Consider the following 21,206-nt stretch of genomic DNA (forward strand, 5'->3'; position numbering starts at 1 on the left):
CCCGTCACTCGTCATGGTCAGATCCTCGCACAGAAACGGCGTTCTGTCGAAGGGATTATCATGCCTGAAGATCCGCTCCTGCCACCGCCCGCACATACTCCCGGTCTTGAGGACCTCCATGCCGGACTGCACGACGTGCTGCGTCTGATCGAGATCGAGCATGCCCTGCTGCGCGGGCGGCTGGAAAGCCTGAAGGCTGACAGCGAGGGGGCGAGGCTGCTGGAAGGGGTGATGGTCCTCGGCGCTGTGCTTCAGCAGAGGATGGCAGGGCTGCTGCAGATCTGTCGGGACATCGGGGGGCTGTGAGTGAGGGTGAGGGGTTCCCCTCTGCGCGATGAATGGGGACCGGACGAACGGAGTAGAGAGCCAGTGATCTACTGGTCTGTTATGGGCGGACGCGAAGTGTCTCCGTGATACTCTCCCAGAGGCAGCTTCGGGGGGGAAGCGGAATGTCCGGTGTCGAAAGTAAAACCGAGAAATCGGACATTGTAAAAGAAAAACACGAGGAGATTCCAAGCGTGAATTTTGGAAAATTACTTAAGTTACCAAAGAAGGTAAAGCAGCGAATTCGATAAAGTCCTGCAGATATCGGACCTCTTCATCGGTTTCGCGGCAACCAAGAAATATCTGCTTTGCAATGCCCTTTTTACCAAGCTTCACCGGGTAAAGGTCGAAGCGTGGGGCATACTCTTCCACAAGCCAGCGTGGAAGTGCTGCAACGCCCCTTCCATGCGCCACCATCACCAGCATGATATCCGTGGTTTCAATCTGTTTCTGCTGTCGTGGGCCAATACCAGCAGGCTGTAGAAACTGCGTATAGATATCCAGCCGCTCGGACGGAACAGGGTAGGTGATCAATGTTTCGCCAGCAAGCTGTTCCGGCAAGACGAACTTCTCATTCCGAAGAGGATGTTCAGGGCCAACGGCCAGAACGAGTTCATAATCGAAGACCGGTGTGAATTTCAGGCCGGGTTTGTAAAGCGGATCAGGGGTGACCACGATGTCAATCTCATTGCTGAACAACGCGCCAATACCGCCAAACTGGAACTTCTGCCGTACATCCACGTCAACTTTGGGCCATCGCTCCAGATACGGGGAGACGACTTTCAGAAGCCACTGATAGCAGGGATGACACTCCATGCCGATGCGGAGTGTACCACGCCCGCCATTTGCGAACTGTTCAAGGCGGCTTTCCGCCAGCTCAAATTGAGGAAGCAGGCGGTTCGCCAAAGCAAGCAGCCATTCGCCTGCCTGATTGAGCACAAGGGAGCGTCCCTCCCGCCGCCATATCTTTACTCCAAGCTGCTGTTCAATCTTGCGGATGGCGTGACTGAGCGCCGGCTGGGTTAGGTTCAGACGCATCCCTGCAGCCGTCAAAGAGCCTTCTCGCGCGACTTCCCGAATAATTGTCAGATGACTGCGCTCCAGAACGCCCATGGTCTACCTCGCGAATGCACAGGATTCATATAATCATAAAAACATATCATTTTAGTTCACTCTCATAAAATTTTATCATGATGGTGTACATGATTCTTTTGGGACAGCTTTCCATCATCCCGACCAATAATCGTGGCCTCTTGTGCACTGAATCTGAATACAAATTCGACCTCCTACATGAAACATGCAGGGAAAGGTCCGGAGACTGTGTTTTCTTGACCACCGACACGAAGCGTCTCCTGCTTGCTCTGGGAAGACCGCATCGACATGGTCGCTTCTGCGTTTCTCCCTCTCTTGGCGTCCAGCTACGGCAAGTTGTCAGGCCGAAAGTTCTCTGCGAACGATTTCCGCACCCGCGCCCAGGGCATTGAGCTTGCCCCGCGCCACGTCGCGTGGCAAAGGAGCCATCCCGCAGTTGGTGCAGGGATAAAGCTTGTCGGCATCGACAAACTGAAGCGCTTTTCGCAGGATATCAGCGACTTTTTCGGGCGTCTCAATGGTGATGGTGGCCACATCAATGGCGCCCACCATCACCTTTTTCCCACGAATGAGTTCGATCAGATCCATCGGAACACGGGAATTCTGACATTCCAGCGAGATCAGATCGATATTGGATTTCTGGAGCTTGGGGAAAATCTCTTCATACTGCCGCCACTCTTCTCCAAGAGCATTTTTCCAGTCGATATTGGCTTTGATACCATAACCATAGCAGATATGGACGGCGGTTTCGCATTTCAGCCCTTCAATAGCCCGCTCCAAAGTGGCGATGCCCCAGTCATTCACCTCATCAAAGAAAACATTGAAGGCAGGTTCATCGAACTGGATGATATCGACGCCAGCGGCTTCCAGTTCCCTCGCTTCCTGATTGAGGATTTTGGCAAATTCCCACGCCAGTTTTTCGCGGCTTTTGTAATGGCCGTCATAAAGCGTGTCGATCATGGTCATGGGACCAGGAAGCGCCCATTTGATGGGCTTCTTTGTCAGCGTGCGCAAAAACTTCGCATCCTCGACAAAGACAGGTTTCTCACGTGCCACAGCACCGACAACTGATGGGACACTGGCATCGTAACGGTTGCGAATTTTAACCGTCTGACGGTTCTCAAAGTCGACGCCGCTGAGATGCTCGATAAACGTCGTGACGAAATGCTGGCGCGTCTGTTCGCCATCGCTGACTATGTCAATGCCGGCCCGGTCCTGATCGTCCAGGGTCAGGCGCAGCGCATCCTGTATACCTTCGACAAATTCCTCACCCTGCAATTTCCAGGGCGACCAGAGGGTCTTAGGTTTGGCGAGCCAGGACGGCTTGGGCAGGCTACCAGCCGTTGAGGTGGGGAGCAGTGTTTTCATGAGAGATAACCTTGTGTTTCTGACTGATCAGGCGGCGTAGCTGGCAGACCACTGCTCAAGAACATCGTGATACGGTTCGATGAAATTCTCTTCCGTATACTTACCTTGTGCGGTTGCTAACTGACTCCGCTCTTCGCGGTCGTAAACAATGCGGGTGTTGGAATAATCCTGATGCTGCAGACTTGGCTTGTAACAGTCGCCTGCCGCAGCATTGGCGTTGTAGATTTCAGGGCGGTAGACCTTCTGAAAAGACTCCATCACACTGATGGTGCTGATAAGCTCAAGAGTCGAATAATCAGAGAGCAGGTCACCAAAAAAATAGAACGCCAATGGCGCTGCGCTATTGCGGGGCATGAAATAGCGGACCTGCATTCCCATTTTATTAAAATACTGATCTGTCAGAGAAAATTCACGCTGCTGGTATTCAACCCCCAGAACAGGATGCTGATTTTCAGTCCGATAATAGGTTCGGTTGGTTGAAACACTGAGGCATATAAGGGGAAGCTTCCTGAAATTCTTTCTGTAAGCGGTGGAATTCACAACGCTCTTAAAAAGATTTCCGTGCAGGTCTCCGTAATTTTGAGGAACGGTGAACTCTGCCTTGTTTTTATTGTAGTCGGGCAGCAGCACACTGAAATCATAATCCCGCACATATGAGGAAAAACTGTTTCCTGCGAGACCTTCTATGCGCCTGTTGGCCTTTTTATCGACAATCGTTGTGTACAGAACTTCGATCAGCGGAAAGCTTTCGTTCTTGCCGGCAAAGGCAAGGTCCATCTCAATGGAAACGATTTCAAGCTCGACGGAGTAGCGATCCCCCATGGGGTTGTCCCAATGCGCCAGGCCATTGAAACGATTGTCAATCATCCTGAGCACGTTGCGCAGGTTTTCCTGACGGCTTTCTCCTCTTGCCAGATTGGCGAAATTGGTCGTGAGACGCGTTCTGCCGGATGGATGATAATTCTCATCGAAGCGAATGCGCTTTATTTCAAATGCGGTTTCCCTGATCATTGAAGCCTTCATCATGCCTGCTGTTAAGAGCCGTGCCTGCCTTATGCCGGAAGACTTCATTGAGCAGAAATGATTTAAATTCATTAAACCATAAATATCACTCATGGAATGATGTGATCAGGGTGACGGCGAAAATGGATAAGATCAGAGACTGACCTGCCATCTAGCATGTAAAAAATCGATATCTGCCTTCTGTCGTTCCATCTTGCGCGCTATGTGCATCTGGCGGCATGGTGCAAGGGCGAACGCTTCGATGGTCCCGCGCGAGCGGGTTAATAGGGAATACCGTCACGCACTGGGCAGATGACCGTCCAGAGGCATAGTCGGTGGCTGCTCCCGCAACTGTAGGCGGTATGCTGCTGGTTCGTTCACCTTGAACGTGGACCACTGTTCCCATAGGGGCGGGAAGGTTGGAACCAGTCGGCCATGATCCGTGAGCCAGGAGACCTGCCATCGTTCAGCCACCAACCGTCGGGCGGGATGACCGAAGGGAGGAGAGAAGTCTATGCCTGTCTGCCTCGTGCTTCCGCCATTCCTGCTGAAGCGGTCAACCGGATCTTTTCAGGCCACAGTCCCTTGCCTCATCAGATCTGACCGATATGCGCGACACATGTTCGTGCTGCTGAAAGCCCCTGGCCGTTAAGCACTTCGGATCCAGGAACCGGGCACTCACGCGCCTTGTCTGGTAGTGATAACGGTTACGCTTGCTCAGACAAAATGTGAGAGACGGGACGGCACTCCATACTGGAGCGTTACATCCTTTCGCCCTAGTCTGAGCCGGATGAAATGCCGAGGCAATGGAAAACGAATTTCATCAAACTTCAGAACATCCCGGGTGCGCAGAACACACTGATTTAAGGCGTATCAGAACCAATCCTGACTTCTGGTATCCCGTTGCATGGTCCCGTGAATTGAGAAGAGAGAAAGCAATCGATGTCCGGTTTGCCGGACGTCATATCGTTGTTGTCCGTCCAAAGAGCGGCGCACCTTACGCGTTGGACGGGCTATGCCCTCACCGGCAGGTTCTTTTGGGCAAAGGCGACGTGCATGGTGACGCAATAAGCTGCATCGCTCATGGTCTGAGATATAACAGGGACGGCCAGTGTGTTTCGTCCGATATCTCTGCCGAGGCACAATGTCTGCATCTCAGGACCTGGGCCTGCCGGGAAAAAGATGGGCTCATTTTTGTTTTCATGGGGGAGCAGTCTCTCGCGGACAAGACCCCGCTTCCTGACTTTCCAAGAGTAAGGGACAAGCGTTACCGCACGCGCCGCTTCGGTAAGGTCGTGAACTGTCATTACAGTTTCATGCATGAAAACCTGGAGGGTTCTAAAAACCCCCTGGTTTTGAGGTCTTCTGTATGATTCTATTTCTTCTGCGTTGATTGAGGGAATGGCGATATGAAGCAGTCTGGTTTCTTTGATGTTGAAGAGCGTCTTGCCCGGCTGAGTGGGCTTGGCGATCAGCTCGAAGCGTTTTCCCGGACTGTGGATTTTGAAGCGTTCCGTCCTGATCTGGACAAGGCCCTGGCGTATTCCGATGGAAGCAAGGGCGGACGACCGCCATTTGATCCTGTGCTGATGTTCAAGATCCTGGTGATCCAGACGCTCAACAATTTGTCTGATGAGCGGACGGAATATCTGATCAACGATCGCCTCTCCTTTATGCGTTTCCTTGGGCTGGGACTTTCAGATCGGGTGCCGGATGCCAAAACGGTCTGGCTGTTTCGCGAGCGTCTGACCCAGGCGGGTGCGATCGATGGGCTGTTCAACCGCTTTGATGCGACCCTGCGTAACGCCGGGTATTTGCCGATGTCAGGCCAGATCCTGGATGCCACGCTGGTAGCGGCTCCGAAGCAGCGGAACACCAATGCAGAGAAAGCGGATCTGCGAGCAGGCCGTATTCCTGAAGACTGGCAGGACAAACCCGCAAAGCTGTCGCACAAGGATCGTCATGCGCGCTGGACACTGAAGTTCACGAAGGCGAAGCGGCAGGATGATGGAACCATGCCATCCAGCGATCTCGCCATCCCGTTCTTTGGCTATAAATCGCATGTTTCCATCGATCGGAAATACCGGTTCATCCGCAAATGGAAAACAACGCATGCCGCTGCCAGTGATGGCGCGCGATTGAGAGAGGGGCTTCTGGATAAAACCAATACGGCCTCAAGTGTCTGGGCCGACACGGCCTATCGCTCAAAAGCCAACGAAGACTTCATGGAAAAGCAGGGCTTTGTCTCCAAGGTTCATCGCAAAAAGCCGCATCTCAAGCCTATGCCCCGGCATATCCAGAAATCAAATGCTGGAAAGTCGGTCATCCGCTCGCGTGTCGAGCATGTCTTTGCCGATCAGAAGTCACAGACGGGGCTGTTTGTCCGGACTGTCGGTATCAGTCGAGCCACCATGAGGATCGGGCTCGCCAATATCGTCTACAATATGCGCCGCCTCCTCTTCCTCGAAAGATTGAACGCGAGGGTAATCCCCCCATTTTTAGTGGGGCATTGAATGAGAATTCAGGCAGCTGTTTTTAGTTTCTGGGCGGGGGTTAGCCCGCTGTTCCCCATGTTGGGTCTGTCATGGTTATATGTCCAGAGCCATTGTGTTGCGACCTCCTGCACGTCCTGAATGCTTTCAAACAAATACTGCTCCAGCCATTCCTGCCGGACAGTTCTGTTGTAGCGTTCAATATAGGCGTTCTGCTGCGGATTACCCGGTTGCGTATAGATCAGGGTAATCCCCTGTTTTTCGGCCCATGAAACCAACGTATGACTGACATATTCAGGGCCATTATCCATTCGGATGGCTTCTGGCCTGCCACGCCACTCCATAACCTGTTCCAGACAGCGGACAACCCGACAGGCTGGCAGGGAAAAATCAACCTCGATCGCCAGTCCTTCACGATTGAAGTCATCCAGAATGTTCAGGAGCCGAAAAGCACGTCCATCCATCAGCCTGTCCGCCATAAAATCCATGGACCAGACCCTGTTGGGAAGGGCCGGAACCGACAGCTTTTCAGGCTTTTCGCGAACCAGACGCCTGCGGGGTTTAATCCGCAGGTTGAGTTCCAGTTCCCGATAGATCCGATAAACCCGCTTATGATTCCAGAGCTGTCCCTGCACATTGCGCAGATACAGGAAACACAGACCAAATCCCCATCTCCTGTGAGCCTGGGTCAGTCCCACCAGAAGAGCGGCAATCCTGTCGTTCTCCGCTGCCAGTCGCGGACGATAGCGAAAGCAGGTCTCGGATATCCCAAAAATCCGACAGGCCAGCGCAATGCTGACCCCATGATGCGCCACAGCCTGTGCCGCCAGTTCCCGGCGCTGGGCTGGCCGCTTCATTTTTTGCCAAGGGCTTCCTTCAGGATATCCGTCTGCATGCTCAGATCCGCATACATGCGCTTCAGCCGACGGTTCTCCTCTTCCAAAGCCTTCATCTGACTGATCATCGAAGCATCCATGCCGCCATATTTCGCGCGCCACCGGTAAAACGTGGCGTTGCTGATCCCATGCTCCCGGCACAGGTCAGGAACCGGGACACCGCCCTCAGCCTGGCGGATCACACCCATGATCTGGGCGTCAGTAAAGCGATCACTCTTCATCAGAATCTCCCCAATTCTTACGCTGAGAAAATTCTCATTCAAAAGTCACTCTTTTTATGGGGGGATTACCATGAGAGCAGAGCATGTGCGCGCCAATAAAAGAGTGATTGGGCCAGATGATCTCTGTCATGAGAGGCTTATTGCGACACTCACGTCTGTCACCCCGACGCTGGATGTGGTGCTCTGTGCTCCGATCACCTCAGCCAATCCGTCTGTCTCTACATTGATGGATATTGCGGCGCAGACATGATGCTGGCTCAGGAGATGATCCAGTCACTCAGCAAGTGTAAGGGCCGTGCCTTTGTGAAAGGCGATATGACTGGTTTTAAGGCTTTCTATTTCATATTGAGGGTGTTCTGCCGTCGCGTGATGCTGATAGCCGTTGACCAGAAAGGGCGCCGTATGAATGGCTTTGATCCGTCCACTGACGTATCCCGCTTCCGAGTTCCAAGATACGATGTCTCCGATCTGGAAAGTTTGTGACGGCATGGAAAACTCCGTATCCAATGTGAACCTCGCAGGGGAGGCAAGATCATCTTCTTGTCATCCATTCTACACCATTGGGCATTCCACGCTTGCGCTATCTGATTTTATCGCGCTTTTGCGTCATTATGGCGTGACACTGATCGCGGATGTGAGGGCTTTTCCGTATTCCCGGCGTAATCGAGACTATGATGGCACCAGTCTCCAGCCGGAACTGGCGGCACAGGAGATCGGATATAGTCATTTTCCAGAGCTTGGTGGACGACGGCCACGGTCGAAGACGATGCCTGCGGAGACCAACGCATTCTGGCGTGTCCAGAGTTTTCATAATTATGCGGATTATGCGCTTGGAGAAGATTTTCACCGAGGTCTTGCCCGGCTTATCGAGGCGGGACAGCAGGCAACTGTTGCGATCATGTGCGCGGAGGTGCTCTGGTGGCGCTGTCACAGGCGCATCGTTACTGACTATCTTCTGGCCCACGGGGTGACAGTCTTTCATATTCTGTCCATGACGGATGCCGTTCCCGCGCACCTTACTGAATCTGCGATTATTGATAGTAGCCGTCATATTACTTACCCACAAATAAACACTTCCAGAGGCTGAAGGTAAAATGTAGGCATAAAAACAAACGATCTCGAAAAATTGGTAATCCCCCCATTTTTAGTGGGGCATTGAATGAGAATTCAGGCAGCTGTTTTTAGTTTCTGGGCGGGGGTTAACCCGCTGTTCCCCATGTTGGGTCTGTCATGGTTATATGTCCAGAGCCATTGTGTTGCGACCTCCTGCACGTCCTGAATGCTTTCAAACAAATACTGCTCCAGCCATTCCTGCCGGACAGTTCTGTTGTAGCGTTCAAGATAGGCGTTCTGCTGCGGATTACCCGGTTGCGTATAGATCAGGGTAATCTCCTGTTTTTCGGCCCATGAAACCAACGTATGACTGACATATTCAGGGCCATTATCCATTCGGATGGCTTCTGGCCTGCCACGCCACTCCATAACCTGTTCCAGACAGCGGACAACCCGACAGGCTGGCAGGGGAGAAACGGGCAGTCGAGAGAATGTGACGCAGACCGTCCCCCGTTACCTCAGTATGAATCAAGCGTTGACGCGTAAGGCGGTCTACCTGTTCGAGAACAAGAGGGAGCAGATCGGGCCAAGAGCCTGTCAGAAGAAGAGAATCAAGCATTGCCCATTATAACCTTTCACCAAAAAACACTTCCAATCTGACATGCTTACTGAAAAACCACGGCGCTAGAGATAGCCAAGTGGGCCGCGCTGCAAAACACACATGAGAAAACAAATACGGCGAAAGGATTTTAAGTGCTTATTTCTGCGCCTTTATGTCTGCAATGAGGGGGATAGCGGAAGGTCCGGTTTCGGATAGAAACTTGAAAAACCGGACATCCAAGACCACGAAATAATCGCAAATACAATTCCAACTCAATCATAGATTATAATAAAAGTATTTTTTTCAATTTTTTACATAAAGAACATCAGGTGATACCATGAAAAATACCATTTGAACCAACAGTTTCAACGGTGCATCGATCGGTCGGCGGAAGGTCTTTTTTCAACCATCAGAAGGGGTGTTTCAACTCGATGCTCGCCGGGTCCCACTGATCGAGAGCGATTGCTTTGCATTCGGCGATGAGCAAATCGAGAACCGACTCGATCTTGCGCGTATCGTATTTACCTTGAGCCAACGTCGTGGCCGATTGCTTTAAGAATTCCTTGCTATAGGATTCCTTGTAATCCAGCGCCCCTTGATACGTGCCAAGGCTCTTCTTGTAGTTGGTCCACAGCACTTTAGCCGGCGGGTAACCGCCGACGTTGAGATCGAGATAGCACTCGATTGTCGCAGCGCGGCGATTAATGTTCGAGGTGTGGAGGCCCTCAGGACCTTCCGCTGGAAAAAAGCGGAACTCTTCGAGCTCAGGCAGCATGATTCCACGCATATTCGCAGACAAGGGGAGTGTAGACAGACGCTGATGGGCGTCGAGACCCTCAGCGTCATTGTCGAATACGAAGACGATCTGATTCTGGACATCTATTTTAGCGAGACCTTCCGCGAACTTCACTAGGCTCAGGACCTATTAATTTATTGAACTGAGCGAGACGTTGTGATTCACAGGCTTACCAATGGAGGTGAGGCTGTGAGTGAGTTGTTTTTGATTTCGGAGAGGCAGATGGAACGGATCAGTCCATTTTTTCCTCTGGCGCATGGAGTTCCGCGTGTGGACGACCGACGCGTCCTGAGCGGGATCGTTTACGTGATCCGCAACGGTCTTCAGTGGAAAGACGCTCCGAAAGCGTATGGTCCGCACAAGACCTTATACAATCGCTTCATCCGGTGGAGCCGCCTGGGTGTCTTCGACCGGATCTTTGTGGCCCTGACGGAAAAGGCTGGCCGTTCGAAGCGTTTGATGATCGATGCAACACATCTCAAAGCGCATAGAACGGCAGCGTCCCTGCTCAAAAAGGGTCTTTTCCCCGCCATATCGGACGCACAAAAGGCGGCCTGAACTCGAAGCTTCATGCCGTCTGTGATAGCGAAGGCCGTCCTGTCCGTCTTCATCTGACGGCCGGTCAGGTTAGTGACTTCAAGGGAGCAGATGTACTTCTGACAGACCTTCCCGATGAGACAGAAGAGGTCATCGGGGACCGGGGATACGACAGTAATAAAATCAGGCAGTCTCTCGCAGAACGGAAGATCACCGCTTGTATTCCGCCGAAGAAGAACCGGAAATCAAAGCCACTTTACAACTGGCATCTATATAAAAAGCGCCACCTCATCGAAAACATGTTCGCAAAGCTCAAAGACTGGCGGCGGGTGGCAACACGATATGACCGCTGCGCACACACTTTCATGTCCGCTATCCACATCGCAGCAAGCTTCATCTTCTACCTCAAAGAATGAGTCCTGAGCCTAGAGAATTTTTTAATTCCAGATGTTTAGGGGAAATAAGTTCAAAGCGGGGGTATCATACCGCGCAACCTCTTGCGATTATCCGCATTGACGTGAGCCGCTGTTACAATCAGGCTTAGAAACGAATGTAATTTTAGTTTCTGGATTGATGACCGACCTGATTCTAGACCTTATCCTTCGCTGGCGGGACGATCCGGCAGGGACCTATCAGAGCTGGTTTCTGTGGGACGAACGTATCAAGAATTTTCGGTCTATCCGCCGTGGTCTGCAGCAGGTCGTTGCCGAGATAGCCGAGAGCACATTCGGGGTCGCCTATCGTGGTTCCTCTCTGGAAACGGTCGTCCATTCGATTGCGGAGCAGCGCCAGATTTTCAAGAGTGCGGATCACGCCTTCCTGTGGAAGCCGAAGCTACGCATTCCCGATATCTACGAAAATCCTGCAAACCAGAAAGCATTCGGGCAGCTTCTCGATACCTGCCTGTGTTGCAATACCGACGAGCACGTGGTCTCGGCCATCCACGCGATCGATGCCCGGAAGATAAAAGGGCTGGGACCAGCCGTCGCCAATCTGCTGTATTTCCTGCATCCTACGATCATGCCGCCTTTCAATACGGCAATCGTGAACGGCTATAACGCCTTAACCGGATCAAAGATGAAGTTGGGCCGATGGGAGGAATATCTTGCCATGCGGCAGGGCATTCTGAAGCTGAATGCGACCTATCGTTCGCTGCTGTCCAATGATCTGGGCGCTATCGGAGGACTGCTGTTTGATCTCGGAAGCGGACGCTATACAGCGCCACCTCTCAATGATGATGAAACAGCGCGGAAACTCTGGGAAGCCGATCTTCACCAGGTGAGGGAGCAGAGCGCAAAAGAAGCCCGGATACTCGCCGCAGAGCGGGAAACGGATCACACCCATACCGAAATTCAGGGTTGGCTTCGCGATCTGGGGCTTTCCCTAGGGTATGATGTCTGGATTGCTGCCAATGATCGTGGCCGTCCATGGCAGGACGGTAAATTGGGAGATGGCTGTCTGTCGATGTTGCCGGGGTTCACGACGGAAACGCAGGGAGCGGAATCCGTGCGCCTGATCGATGTTCTGTGGCTCGGTCGGGAAAGCCACAGGATTGTGGCAGCCTTCGAGGTTGAGCATTCAACGACCATCTATTCCGGCATCGTGCGGATGCTGGATCTTGCTCTCGGGTCAGAGGCGCAGGCCCTGGAGGGACTGTTCCTTGTTGCGCCGGATAAGCGGGAAGCCGACGTGCGGGAACAACTGCGGCGACCGGCTTTCAGCAGGATTGCCGATCTGAAAGTCCGGTATCTGCCTTACGGGGCGCTTGAGAAGGATCGTAAGGCCATTGAGCGCTTTGGGCAGGGTATGAAACCCATTCAAGCTATATCCCATCTGCTGATCCCTGCGTGAAAATCTATGCTCTTGTAATGAACGGGTCATCGCTTCGTGTGGGTTCCTGTCGCGGATAGGCATGCCTTCCGAACGAAATAGGCAATCTGCTTTTATCGAAGTCTCAGGGCATTGAGCCGCAGTGCGTTTGTCACGACGGCCAGGGATGACAGGGCCATCGCGCCTCCCGCGAACATGGGCGACAGCGTAAGGCCAAAGACGGGATACAGGACTCCTGCGGCAAGTGGAATGCCGATCCCATTGAACAGGAACGAGAATGCCAGATTCTGCCGGATGTTGCGCATCGTTGCCTGTGCCAGGCGGCGGGCGCGTACCAGTCCGGCGAGGCTGCCTTGTGCCAGTGTCATCCCAGCACTTTCGATCGCGACATCGGTGCCTGTGCCCATGGCGATTCCGATATCGGCGGTGGCCAGGGCCGGCGCGTCGTTGACGCCGTCGCCCGCCATGGCGACACGGGCTCCCTTGTGTTGCATGTCACGAATGATTGCGGCCTTGTCCTCAGGCTTGAGGTCGGCATGCACCTCGTCGATCCCCGCCTGACGGGCGACGACTTCCGCAGTCCGGGCGTTGTCGCCCGTCAGCATCACGATCCGCATGCCGACTGCGTGCAGTGCCGCGATGGTCTCCTTCGCGTCGGTCTTCAACGGATCGGCCACGACCAGCAACCCAGCGGCCTGTCCGTCGATGCCGACGAACATGACGCCCGCGCCCTCCGCCCGGTGGCTGTCCGCGACAGGGATCAATGCTGACGCATCGATGCCCTGCTGCCGCATCTGGGCCTGGTTTCCGACGACGACGGCATGCCCGTCCACGGTGCCGGTCACGCCCAGGCCGGTCTGAGAGGCGAAATCCCCGACCGATGCGGCTTGAAGGCCCTGCGCCGTCATCGCGGCGACCAGCGCCTGGGCCAGCGGATGCTCGGACTGCGTTTCCAGTGATGCCGCCAACCGCAGGACGATGCTGGAATCCCATGCACCTGATGTTTCGGTCGCGATCAGCCGGGGCTTGCCTTCCGTTACGGTGCCGGTCTTGTCGATCACCAGCGTATCGACCGTATCCAGCGCCTGCAGTGCTTCGGCGTTGCGAACCAGCACGCCGGCTCGCGCCCCGCGTCCCATGCCGACCATGATCGACATCGGAGTGGCCAGGCCCAGCGCGCACGGGCAGGCGATCACCAGGACCGCAATGGCGTTCAGCAGTGCGTGTCCGAAGCGCGGTTGCGGACCGACCAGAAGCCAGACGACGAAGGTCAGAAGGGACACAAGCACGACCAGCGGCACGAACCAGCCGGAGACCCGGTCCGCCACCGCCTGGATCGGTGCGCGCGTACGCTGGGCAGCCGCCACCATGCTGACGATCCGGGCCAGCATCGTGTCCGAGCCAACGGCCTCGGCTGTCATCAGCAGGCTGCCGGTGCCGTTGATGGTTCCACCCGTCACCTTGTCACCCGGTCCCTTGGCGACAGGTGCTGGCTCTCCTGTCAGCATGGCTTCGTCCACGCTGGAGCGCCCGTCCATGACGGTGCCGTCCACCGGGATGCTTTCCCCCGGCCGGATGCGGAGCCGATTGCCGGGCACGATCTGGGCCAGCGGTACGTCGTCCTCCCGATCCAGCGCGCCGACCCGGTGTGCGATTTTCGGTGCGAGATCCAGCAGCGCGCGAATGGCGCGACTGGTACGGGCGCGGGCGCGCAGTTCCAGGACTTGCCCGGCCAACACCAGGGCCACGATAACACCGGCGGCTTCGTAATAGACCGGGACCGACCCGTCATGCATGCGGAAGGCAGCAGGGAACAGGCCAGGGGCCACTGTCGCGGCGATGCTATAGAGAAAGCCTGCGCCGACGCCCAGCATAATCAACGTAAACATGTTCAGATGCCGGGTGCGGAGCGACATCCAGCCGCGTTCGAGGAACGGCCAGCCGGCCCACAGCACGATTGGCGCCGTGAGCGCCAACTGAATCCAGTTCGTCAGGCCGCCATCGAGAAATGCCAGCCCTCCCATATCCGCCGCCATGGCGATGATAACGAGCGGGACCGCCAATATGCTCGCCCCCCACAGGCGCTTGCTGAAATCCACGAGTTCCGGGTTAGGCGTGTCGGCGTCGGATGGCTCCTCCGGTTCCAGCGCCATGCCGCAGATGGGGCAGGAGCCGGGGTGATCCTGTCGGATCTGAGGGTGCATCGGGCAGGTCCAGATCACCCCGACCCGTTTGGGCTGAGACTTGATGGGCGTCGTGTCCGCCTTGTGCAGGTAATGACAGGGGTCGGCTTCGAACTTTGTCTGACAGTGCGCGCTGCAGAAATACCAGGTCTGGCCATCATGGTCGGCATGATGCGTCGCCGTCGCGGGGTCGACTGTCATGCCACACACGGGATCCTTGACCGGGCGCGTCTTAACTCCGGTCGCTGCCGGGGTGGGACCCTCTCCATGGAGATGGGACGCGCAAGCTGCTGTATTGTCGTTCGTCATGAGGTCCCCTTGTTTGTGGCCGCCACGCGGCGCCAGACATGCCATAATCGCTTGCGCTCCATGGTATGCCCCTGTAGGGTATAGTGCAATGAGGCAGTCACGGGTAAAGATTTCGCAGGGCCTGAAACGGGTCGAAGGTCAGGTGCGTGGCATCCAGAAAATGGTGGACGAAGACCGCTATTGCGTGGATGTTCTGCTTCAGCTTCGGGCCGCCAAGGCGGCGTTGCATCGGCTCGAGGGGCTTGTTCTGCGCGAACATATCGCGGGCTGCGTTGTAGAGGCGATCGAATCCGGCGATCCGGTGGAGCGTCAGGAAAAAATCGGGGAACTGATCGAAACGGTCAGCAAGATGACGGGGTAGACGTGCAAGAGATCGGCGCGATACCGTTGGGACGGTTGCTGGCCTGCCTGCTTCTGCAGGTGGGGCTGATGCTGGCATCCGTCATGCCGGGTCATGCCGCCACGTTGCCCTCTACAGTTGCTGTGGTTACCCAGCCGATGGCCGACATGCCAGGGATGCAGATGCCATCCCGTGCGGATACGACGACCGCACATTGCAATCATGAACCGTGCCACGACCATCATCCATGTCATCATTGCGGCGATTGCTGCGCCCAGGGTGCCTGCGTCGCCAATTGGCTGATGCCACCATCCGTGACCAGGGCGTTTGATTACGCAGGTGTTACCGCGCCTTTCGGCATGTCGCGCTCAGATCGCATGGTCGGCCGTGCGTTCGCGCCCGCCCTGCCGCCGCCCAGACAGATGGCCTGATTCTGTTCTGACAGTCTCAGGGCTGGTCATGGACCTATGACCGGTTCCGCCTTCTCTCTTTTGCGGACTATTATTCATGTCAATACGATCATTATTCATGTCAATACGATCACTTACGGGACGGGGCGCGATCACGCGCCGCCGTTTCGTCATCGGGACGGGCCTGTGGGGGGCGGCGCTGGCCGTCCCGCAGCGCAGCGCGGGCGCCTACGCTCCGGTCTATACACCGGCGTCGGGTCGGCCCGACCCGCTGCCTGGCACCCGTTTCGACCTTACGGTCGGTTCTGTGCCGGTCAATATCACCGGTGCGCGCATGCACGCGGTGGGTGTGAACGGCTCCACGCCCGCGCCGATCCTGCGCTGGCGTCAGGGTGACACGGTCGAACTGAACGTCACCAACCGGTTGGATGAGCCCACGTCGATCCACTGGCACGGCCTCCGGGTGCCGGCCCACATGGATGGCGTGCCCGGCCTCAGCTTCGGCGGCATCGCGCCCGGCGAGACGTTCACCTATCGCTTCCCGCTGCATCAGAGCGGCACTTACTGGTATCACAGCCATTCCGGCTTCCAGGAGCAGACGGGCCTGTATGGGGCTCTGATCATCGACCCGAGAGACGGTTACGCGCAGCATTTCGACCGCGATTATGTGATGGTCCTGTCCGACTGGACCGACGTCGATCCTGAGGACATCGTCTCCAACCTCAAATTCCAGAGCGATTACTACAATTTCCGCCAGCGTACGGTGGACACGTTCTTCCGTGACGCACATCGGCAGGGGCTGGGTGCGACGATCCGAGATCGCCTGCAATGGGGTGCCATGAACATGGCGCCGACCGACATTCTGGATGTGTCGGGCATCATCTACACCTACCTGATCAACGGCCAGTCGCCTGCTGCAAACTGGACGGGCCTGTTCCGACCGGGCGAGCGCATACGCCTGCGCTTCATCAATGCATCGGCGATGACGCTGTTCGACGTGCGGGTTCCCGGCCTGACGATGACCGTTGTTCAGGCCGACGGTAATGACGTGGAGCCCATCCCGGTCGATGAATTCCGCATCGGGCCAGCGGAAACCTACGATGTAATTGTCAGCCCCACCGCCGATGGACCGTACACAGTCTTTGCCCAGGCCGAGGATCGTACCGGATACGCGCGCGGCACGCTCGCCACCCGTTCGGGCCTTGCCGGGCCGGTTCCCCCCATGGACCCGCGCCCTCTGCGCACCATGACCGACATGGGTATGGGGAATATGGACATGAAGGGCGGCATGGCGGGCATGGAGATGGGGAGTTCGCCGGGGAAGCCCGGTGATGCCCCTGCCGGCGGCGGCATGGACATGGATCACATGGACATGAAGGAGGCTAACAGACCCGGAGCCGCTGCGATGGATATGTCGGGCATGGCGGCTGCGTCGCGGCATAAAACAGAGTTGAAACCCGGCGTCGCGGTGCAGAGTGTCGCCATGATGCCGATCAACCGGCTGGCGGAGCCGGGCGACGGGCTGGAGAATAATGGTCGCCGCGTTCTGACCTATGCCGATCTGCGGGCCACGATCCCGGGCGCGGACCCACGCCCGCCGTCGCGCGAGATCACCCTGCACCTGACCGGCAGCATGGAACGCTTCATCTGGGGATTCGACGGCAAGAAGTTCTCGGAAGCGGAACCGATTCGTCTGACTTTGGGCGAGCGGGTGCGCTTCGTCCTGATCAACGACACGATGATGGAGCATCCAATCCATCTGCATGGATTGTGGAGCGAACTGGAAAATGGGCAGGGTGACTGCCGACCCTACAAGCACACGATTACCGTCAAGCCGGGTGAGCGGCTGAGTTACTTGGTCACGGCGGACGAACCCGGGCTGTGGGCATATCACTGCCACCTGCTCTACCACATGGAGGTGGGCATGTTCCGCACGGTGGTGGTGTCGTGATCCGGGGTCTGATAGGTGGCACGGTCCTTGCCGCTGGACTGGCTACCGCGGTACCTGGCACGGGACGCGCCCAGTCAGTCCCGGCACGCCAGAGCGAAGGAACCCAGGAAGCGCAGACCGCCTCGGCTCCCGCGCCCGTGGTCTATGTCAACGGCATCCAGCCGGTCATGGACCATAACATCTATATGCATGCGCTGCTCGACCAGTTCGAGGCGCGCTTTGGTGCCGATGGCGGGCAGTTCCGTTACGATGGGCAGGCTTGGTTCGGCACTGACTACGACAAGCTCTGGCTGAAATCCGAAGGCACGGTCGGCACAAACGGCAAGTTCGGTGATGGAGATCATGAGGCCCTCTATGATCGTGCCATCTCCCGGTATTTCGATGTCCAGACTGGCGTGCGTCTCGATATTGACAACGGCCCCACACGGGCCTGGGGCGCGATCGGGGTCGAGGGACTGGCTCTATATTTCTTCAATGTGGAGGCCACGGCCTATTTCAGCGACCGGGGTGCGGCGGGGCGTCTGCAGGGCTCATACGATATCCTGCTGACTAATCGCCTGATTCTCCAACCCCAGGTCGAGATGAACTTCTATTCCGCGTCCGATCGTGCGCGCGGCGTCGGAACCGGGCTGTCCGATATCGATACGGGATTGCGGCTTCGCTACGAATGGCATCGGAAATTCGCGCCTTATATCGGCGTGAGTTACTCCGGCACGTTCGGTCAGGCCGCCGACATGGCGCGTTCAAGGAATGAGCGTGTCCAGGACCTGAATTTCACCTTCGGGATCAGGACGTGGTTCTGACCGCTCCTGCCCGATGTGAAGTCGTTGCGGGGCGCTCCGTGCGGCCCCGTTTCAGATAACAAAAGATAAGGAACTTACAAATGCTGACTATCAATTTCAGGTTCTCGGCCGCTCTGGCCGCACTTCTGGCCACGGTCTCGGTTGCGCATGCCCAGACCCCCGCTCCGGCACCGGCCCAGCCGCAGGGTCAGGATATGTCCGGGATGCAGGGCATGTCCGGCATGTCGGGGATGGACCACGACAAGATGAAAATGGACGGCATGTCCGGTTCCGGCATGGAGGGCATGGAGAAGGGCATGAAAATGAAGGGAAAGATGGGAGACTGTATGAAGATGAAGGGCATGAATATGTCGAACGGCCACGCCATGGCGCCGTCAGATCACAAGATGAAAATGGGCTGCGGTGACAAGGAAAGCGGCATGAAGATGCCGATGGGGCCGCAGGGCATGCCTGACGCGGTTCATCAGCGCTGATCGGGTCCTGACCGGAGCGGGGCGGCGCCATCAGCGTCGCCCCTGGAAAGGCCCAGGGAGGCACGTATGACAAGACTGATCTGGGGGTTCGCCGGTATCCTGCTGTTTGGGATCGGCGCAGGAGCGACCGTCGTTTTCGGTGGCCTGTATGATGTGGGCGCCACCTCGCCGCACTGGCGGCTGACCTATCGTGTTCTGGAAACGGCACGCCTCCATTCAATCCGGCATCACGCCGAGGGCATTACCGCACCTGTCGATCTTGAAACGCAGGCACGGCTCGTCGGCGGCGCATCGCATTTTTCGACGCATTGCGCCTCCTGTCATTCCGCGCCGGGCGTCGAGGCCGAGGATATGGCGGTGGGGATGTATCCGAAGCCGCCGGTTCTGAAGGATGTGGCGCAACGCTATACACCGGGCGAACTGTTCTGGATCCTCAAGCATGGCATCAAGATGTCGGGCATGCCGTCCTGGGCGGATCATGGTGATGATGATCTCTGGAACATCGTTGCGTTTCTCGGGAGCCTTCCGGGAATGAACAGTTCTGACTACCAGGCGCTGGTCGCCCAGGCAGGAGCAGCTGGCGGACATCATACGCATCACGACATGGATATGCCGATGCCCCGACCGTAGATGCCGCTGCGATAATTGATCGAGATCAAGGAAAATATGCCATACCCCCGTATAGTAATTTCTTATTCCTGACGACGTCCGGAAAATGGGTCGGTATGCGCTTTGCCGAGGATGATGACGTGTTGGAGAAACCATGAGGTGTTGATTTTCACCGAGAACTGGGTTCTTCCGCACTTTTCGTGATGATGTTTTTTGATTATGCGGGCTGAAGGACACGCGCCCTGAGGAGTTCGAAGCCTGCTCTTCCGAACATGGTTCGCTTGATCATTTTCAGTCGGCTGATCTGTCCTTCAACCGGGCTGGTTGTCCAAGGTGTGACAAGAGACGCTTCAATGGCAGCCGCATCCCGTTCAAGCGCGGGAATCAGACGTGACAGCAGCGTCGTCTTTCCTTCTTCCAGCAGAGCCTTCAGATCGCCTCCCGTGCAGGTGTCACCCCTTTTACAGAGCAGGGTCTGCATTTTCCTGAGCCAGCAGAGTGTGACGGCAAGGTGCGGTTCAGCTTCCAGAAGGGCAGGAACCAGCAGTCCCTCCTGTCCGGCAGATAACGGATCCTCTGCGAGGAGAAGCCGCGCAAGTCTGCGTCCCCGAGGTGCAACGACATGCGCGGAAGGAACGAGTTTCGCGGAACATCCCTGTCGCGTCGCCACCCATTTCCAGACGGTGCCATATTGTCCTGCAAAGCCCTGCTCCAGGAGTTCCCGCCATAGCTGACGACTATTGCGACATCCTTCGGACCATCTCTTTTCCAGGTGGGCTGTGTAAGGCACGAGTATGCTGCGTGACGGAACCGTTCTTTTCCATGGTGGTGCATGGCCCCGCTGAAACCAGCGCCGCACGGTTTTTCTCTCTACCCCGATCGTTGTGGCGATAGCCTGAATGCTGTGTCCCGCTGTTTTCAGGGCAAGAGCTTCCTTGAAAAGAATGTCACGCCGTTCCCCAGAGGCTGACCTGACGACCGCCTGCGCCTCTTCTGGATGCGCTCTGATTGTTTCAGATATTTTGCTTACGACCGTTGATACGTTCATCTGTCGTGTCAGGGTCCTGACAGTCGTCGTAAAACGGTCCAGAATGCTGACAAAAGCGTCTGACAGGTTCTTCAGCAGATGCCAGCGGTCTGTCACCTGAAGAGCGGATGGTGCGCCTCTGCGGCATCCGTCTGCATAAGTACCGGCACGGTCTCTGGCAATGATTTCAATACCGGGGTGGACCTGCAGCCATCGGGCAAGGGTATCAGCGTCCCGATCTGGCAGGAGGTCAATGACATCATTTTTCTCAAGATCGACCACAATCGTTCCATAGTGATGTCCCCGCCGCCATGCCCAGTCATCCACCCCCACCACACGTGTAAGGGCCGTGCCTTTTGTGGTGTTCTGCACACGTGAGAGAAGACGGCGGACAAGAGTATCCGCGCTGATGGGGCAACACAGGCGCACGGTCATTCGTGCTCCAGCGGAACCGCCCAGGGTGTGGGCGATATAATAATGAAGATCGGCAAGACGTGTGGTCTGTCTGCCATGACGCACGGTTATCCCCTCAAGGGGCATGACAAACGTCCGACGTGGACAAAGCATCGTCTGGCAGAAAAAGCGCGGCACAGAAACGATCAGCGTGGCTGGACGGCCCTGCCATGGAAGATCCGCGAGTTTTCTCTGATAGAAACTGTGAATGCGTTGTGTCGGGCACTGACAGTCCGGACACACTGCACTCCGTTTTCGCAGACCGACTTCGATCTCCACTCTGTTATCCAGTGCAACAACACGACGAACGACGAGGGAACGGGGAAGATCAAGAGACCGAAGGCGTGACACTGGGGAATATCCATGAAAGTGAACGACTTTCTGGATTTCCCAGTTCCGGAACCTCAGTACAAGATACCCATCACGAAAAGTGCGG

General features: G+C 56.1%; 21 protein-coding genes, 2 pseudogenes and 1 riboswitch. Of the genes and pseudogenes, 13 read left to right on the top strand and 10 right to left on the bottom strand.

The window, feature by feature from the left end; all coding sequences use genetic code 11:
• The first annotated feature begins 60 nt into the window (after window positions 1–60).
• Window positions 61–306 carry a hypothetical protein gene (locus tag EMQ_RS01225; RefSeq protein ID WP_018307606.1) on the top strand — a complete coding sequence of 82 codons (246 nt, stop codon included), beginning with the start codon at window positions 61–63 and terminating at the stop codon, window positions 304–306.
• 231 nt (window positions 307–537) lie between these two features.
• Here EMQ_RS01225 and EMQ_RS01230 read toward each other — a convergent pair whose 3' ends face one another.
• From EMQ_RS01230 to EMQ_RS01240, 3 genes are all read right to left on the bottom strand, one after another.
• Window positions 538–1,437, bottom strand: a complete 900-nt coding sequence (locus EMQ_RS01230) for a LysR family transcriptional regulator (protein WP_018307605.1) — start codon at window positions 1,435–1,437, stop codon at window positions 538–540.
• A 318-nt stretch (window positions 1,438–1,755) separates the two neighbouring features.
• Window positions 1,756–2,784, bottom strand: a complete 1,029-nt coding sequence (locus EMQ_RS01235; protein ID WP_018307604.1) for a methionine synthase — start codon at window positions 2,782–2,784, stop codon at window positions 1,756–1,758.
• Window positions 2,785–2,811: 27 nt separating this feature from the next.
• Window positions 2,812–3,795, bottom strand: coding sequence for a DUF1852 domain-containing protein (locus EMQ_RS01240; RefSeq protein WP_026199895.1), 984 nt, complete (start codon window positions 3,793–3,795; stop codon window positions 2,812–2,814).
• A 237-nt stretch (window positions 3,796–4,032) separates the two neighbouring features.
• A riboswitch (cobalamin riboswitch) is annotated at window positions 4,033–4,264 on the top strand.
• Window positions 4,265–4,592: 328 nt separating this feature from the next.
• Between EMQ_RS01240 and EMQ_RS01245 the strand changes: the two are divergent.
• Window positions 4,593–5,117: pseudogene (locus tag EMQ_RS01245) on the top strand (Rieske 2Fe-2S domain-containing protein); the annotation flags it as partial.
• A 78-nt stretch (window positions 5,118–5,195) separates the two neighbouring features.
• Window positions 5,196–6,299, top strand: a complete 1,104-nt coding sequence (locus tag EMQ_RS01250; protein ID WP_018307601.1) for an IS5 family transposase — start codon at window positions 5,196–5,198, stop codon at window positions 6,297–6,299.
• An 8-nt stretch (window positions 6,300–6,307) separates the two neighbouring features.
• Here the strand turns inward: EMQ_RS01250 and EMQ_RS01255 are convergent.
• Window positions 6,308–7,395 (bottom strand): IS3 family transposase gene (locus tag EMQ_RS01255; RefSeq protein ID WP_108912395.1). Its coding sequence is split into 2 segments (ribosomal slippage): window positions 6,308–7,134 and window positions 7,134–7,395, totalling 1,089 coding nucleotides; the frame shifts between segments, so codons are not numbered across the junction.
• Window positions 7,396–7,465: 70 nt separating this feature from the next.
• On the opposite strand from EMQ_RS01255, the gene EMQ_RS01260 reads away from it, so the two are divergent.
• On the top strand, window positions 7,466–7,645 hold the full coding sequence (locus EMQ_RS01260; protein ID WP_003631413.1) for a hypothetical protein: 180 nt from the start codon (window positions 7,466–7,468) through the stop codon (window positions 7,643–7,645).
• Window positions 7,646–7,668: 23 nt separating this feature from the next.
• On the opposite strand, the gene EMQ_RS01265 is transcribed toward EMQ_RS01260, so the two are convergent.
• On the bottom strand, window positions 7,669–7,884 hold the full coding sequence (locus EMQ_RS01265) for a hypervirulence associated TUDOR domain-containing protein (protein ID WP_061507197.1): 216 nt from the start codon (window positions 7,882–7,884) through the stop codon (window positions 7,669–7,671).
• On the opposite strand from EMQ_RS01265, the gene EMQ_RS01270 reads away from it, so the two are divergent.
• Window positions 7,883–8,482, top strand: a complete 600-nt coding sequence (locus EMQ_RS01270) for a DUF488 domain-containing protein (RefSeq protein WP_010669094.1) — start codon at window positions 7,883–7,885, stop codon at window positions 8,480–8,482. The genes EMQ_RS01265 and EMQ_RS01270 overlap by 2 nt on opposite strands.
• 80 nt (window positions 8,483–8,562) lie before the next feature.
• Here EMQ_RS01270 and EMQ_RS01275 read toward each other — a convergent pair.
• From EMQ_RS01275 to EMQ_RS01285, 3 genes and pseudogenes are all read right to left on the bottom strand, one after another.
• A pseudogene (locus EMQ_RS01275) lies at window positions 8,563–8,916 on the bottom strand (integrase core domain-containing protein); the annotation flags it as partial.
• Window positions 8,837–9,067, bottom strand: coding sequence for a hypothetical protein (locus EMQ_RS01280; protein WP_132012118.1), 231 nt, complete (start codon window positions 9,065–9,067; stop codon window positions 8,837–8,839). The pseudogene EMQ_RS01275 and the gene EMQ_RS01280, both read right to left, overlap by 80 nt.
• Before the next feature lie 391 nt (window positions 9,068–9,458).
• The gene (locus EMQ_RS01285; RefSeq protein ID WP_190653916.1) at window positions 9,459–9,824 is read right to left on the bottom strand and encodes a hypothetical protein; all 366 of its coding nucleotides are present in this window, start codon (window positions 9,822–9,824) and stop codon (window positions 9,459–9,461) included.
• Between the two features lie 210 nt (window positions 9,825–10,034).
• Between EMQ_RS01285 and EMQ_RS01290 the strand changes: the two genes are divergently transcribed.
• Together EMQ_RS01290 and EMQ_RS01295 are read left to right on the top strand one after the other, a co-directional pair.
• Window positions 10,035–10,798 (top strand): IS5 family transposase gene (locus EMQ_RS01290; RefSeq protein WP_132012119.1). Its coding sequence is split into 2 segments (ribosomal slippage): window positions 10,035–10,368 and window positions 10,368–10,798, totalling 765 coding nucleotides; the frame shifts between segments, so codons are not numbered across the junction.
• A gap of 157 nt (window positions 10,799–10,955) precedes the next feature.
• Window positions 10,956–12,233, top strand: a complete 1,278-nt coding sequence (locus EMQ_RS01295) for a hypothetical protein (protein WP_018307597.1) — start codon at window positions 10,956–10,958, stop codon at window positions 12,231–12,233.
• A 92-nt stretch (window positions 12,234–12,325) separates the two neighbouring features.
• Here EMQ_RS01295 and EMQ_RS01300 read toward each other — a convergent pair whose 3' ends face one another.
• On the bottom strand, window positions 12,326–14,749 hold the full coding sequence (locus tag EMQ_RS01300; RefSeq protein ID WP_190653917.1) for a heavy metal translocating P-type ATPase: 2,424 nt from the start codon (window positions 14,747–14,749) through the stop codon (window positions 12,326–12,328).
• 43 nt (window positions 14,750–14,792) lie between these two features.
• Between EMQ_RS01300 and EMQ_RS01305 the strand changes: the two genes are divergently transcribed.
• The 6 genes from EMQ_RS01305 to EMQ_RS01330 all read left to right on the top strand — a co-directional run bounded on the left by EMQ_RS01305 (window position 14,793) and on the right by EMQ_RS01330 (window position 19,311).
• A complete protein-coding gene (locus tag EMQ_RS01305; RefSeq protein ID WP_007284529.1) occupies window positions 14,793–15,065 on the top strand; it encodes a metal-sensitive transcriptional regulator in 273 nt (90 codons plus the stop codon).
• A gap of 2 nt (window positions 15,066–15,067) precedes the next feature.
• On the top strand, window positions 15,068–15,475 hold the full coding sequence (locus EMQ_RS01310; protein WP_231367885.1) for a hypothetical protein: 408 nt from the start codon (window positions 15,068–15,070) through the stop codon (window positions 15,473–15,475).
• 97 nt (window positions 15,476–15,572) lie between these two features.
• Window positions 15,573–17,405, top strand: coding sequence for a copper resistance system multicopper oxidase (locus EMQ_RS01315; protein ID WP_190653918.1), 1,833 nt, complete (start codon window positions 15,573–15,575; stop codon window positions 17,403–17,405).
• A complete protein-coding gene (locus EMQ_RS01320; protein WP_018307593.1) occupies window positions 17,402–18,208 on the top strand; it encodes a copper resistance protein B in 807 nt (268 codons plus the stop codon). Before EMQ_RS01315 ends, EMQ_RS01320 begins: the two co-directional genes overlap by 4 nt.
• Window positions 18,209–18,288: 80 nt before the next feature.
• Window positions 18,289–18,681: a hypothetical protein gene (locus EMQ_RS01325; RefSeq protein ID WP_018307592.1), complete on the top strand. Its 393-nt coding sequence runs from the start codon at window positions 18,289–18,291 to the stop codon at window positions 18,679–18,681.
• 66 nt (window positions 18,682–18,747) lie between these two features.
• Window positions 18,748–19,311 (top strand): c-type cytochrome, encoded by a 564-nt coding sequence (locus tag EMQ_RS01330; protein ID WP_007284535.1) that lies wholly within the window; start codon window positions 18,748–18,750, stop codon window positions 19,309–19,311.
• A 196-nt stretch (window positions 19,312–19,507) separates the two neighbouring features.
• Here EMQ_RS01330 and EMQ_RS01335 read toward each other — a convergent pair whose 3' ends face one another.
• Window positions 19,508–21,121, bottom strand: a complete 1,614-nt coding sequence (locus tag EMQ_RS01335; protein ID WP_035347742.1) for an ISL3 family transposase — start codon at window positions 21,119–21,121, stop codon at window positions 19,508–19,510.
• Window positions 21,122–21,206 lie beyond the last annotated feature (85 nt).

Source organism: Acetobacter aceti NBRC 14818, assembly GCF_000193495.2.
Classification (GTDB): Bacteria; Pseudomonadota; Alphaproteobacteria; order Acetobacterales; family Acetobacteraceae; genus Acetobacter; species Acetobacter aceti.

Bases quoted from the DNA above. Each gene is read 5' to 3' on its own strand.
- EMQ_RS01225 (WP_018307606.1), top strand. From the start codon at position 61: ATGCCTGAAGATCCGCTCCTGCCACCGCCCGCACATACTCCCGGTCTT.
- EMQ_RS01230 (WP_018307605.1), bottom strand. From the start codon at position 1,437: ATGGGCGTTCTGGAGCGCAGTCATCTGACAATTATTCGGGAAGTCGCG.
- EMQ_RS01235 (WP_018307604.1), bottom strand. From the start codon at position 2,784: ATGAAAACACTGCTCCCCACCTCAACGGCTGGTAGCCTGCCCAAGCCG.
- EMQ_RS01240 (WP_026199895.1), bottom strand. From the start codon at position 3,795: ATGATCAGGGAAACCGCATTTGAAATAAAGCGCATTCGCTTCGATGAG.
- EMQ_RS01250 (WP_018307601.1), top strand. From the start codon at position 5,196: ATGAAGCAGTCTGGTTTCTTTGATGTTGAAGAGCGTCTTGCCCGGCTG.
- EMQ_RS01260 (WP_003631413.1), top strand. From the start codon at position 7,466: ATGAGAGCAGAGCATGTGCGCGCCAATAAAAGAGTGATTGGGCCAGAT.
- EMQ_RS01270 (WP_010669094.1), top strand. From the start codon at position 7,883: ATGGAAAACTCCGTATCCAATGTGAACCTCGCAGGGGAGGCAAGATCA.
- EMQ_RS01265 (WP_061507197.1), bottom strand. From the start codon at position 7,884: ATGCCGTCACAAACTTTCCAGATCGGAGACATCGTATCTTGGAACTCG.
- EMQ_RS01280 (WP_132012118.1), bottom strand. From the start codon at position 9,067: ATGCTTGATTCTCTTCTTCTGACAGGCTCTTGGCCCGATCTGCTCCCT.
- EMQ_RS01285 (WP_190653916.1), bottom strand. From the start codon at position 9,824: ATGCTGCCTGAGCTCGAAGAGTTCCGCTTTTTTCCAGCGGAAGGTCCT.
- EMQ_RS01295 (WP_018307597.1), top strand. From the start codon at position 10,956: ATGACCGACCTGATTCTAGACCTTATCCTTCGCTGGCGGGACGATCCG.
- EMQ_RS01300 (WP_190653917.1), bottom strand. From the start codon at position 14,749: ATGGCATGTCTGGCGCCGCGTGGCGGCCACAAACAAGGGGACCTCATG.
- EMQ_RS01305 (WP_007284529.1), top strand. From the start codon at position 14,793: ATGAGGCAGTCACGGGTAAAGATTTCGCAGGGCCTGAAACGGGTCGAA.
- EMQ_RS01315 (WP_190653918.1), top strand. From the start codon at position 15,573: ATGTCAATACGATCACTTACGGGACGGGGCGCGATCACGCGCCGCCGT.
- EMQ_RS01325 (WP_018307592.1), top strand. From the start codon at position 18,289: ATGCTGACTATCAATTTCAGGTTCTCGGCCGCTCTGGCCGCACTTCTG.
- EMQ_RS01330 (WP_007284535.1), top strand. From the start codon at position 18,748: ATGACAAGACTGATCTGGGGGTTCGCCGGTATCCTGCTGTTTGGGATC.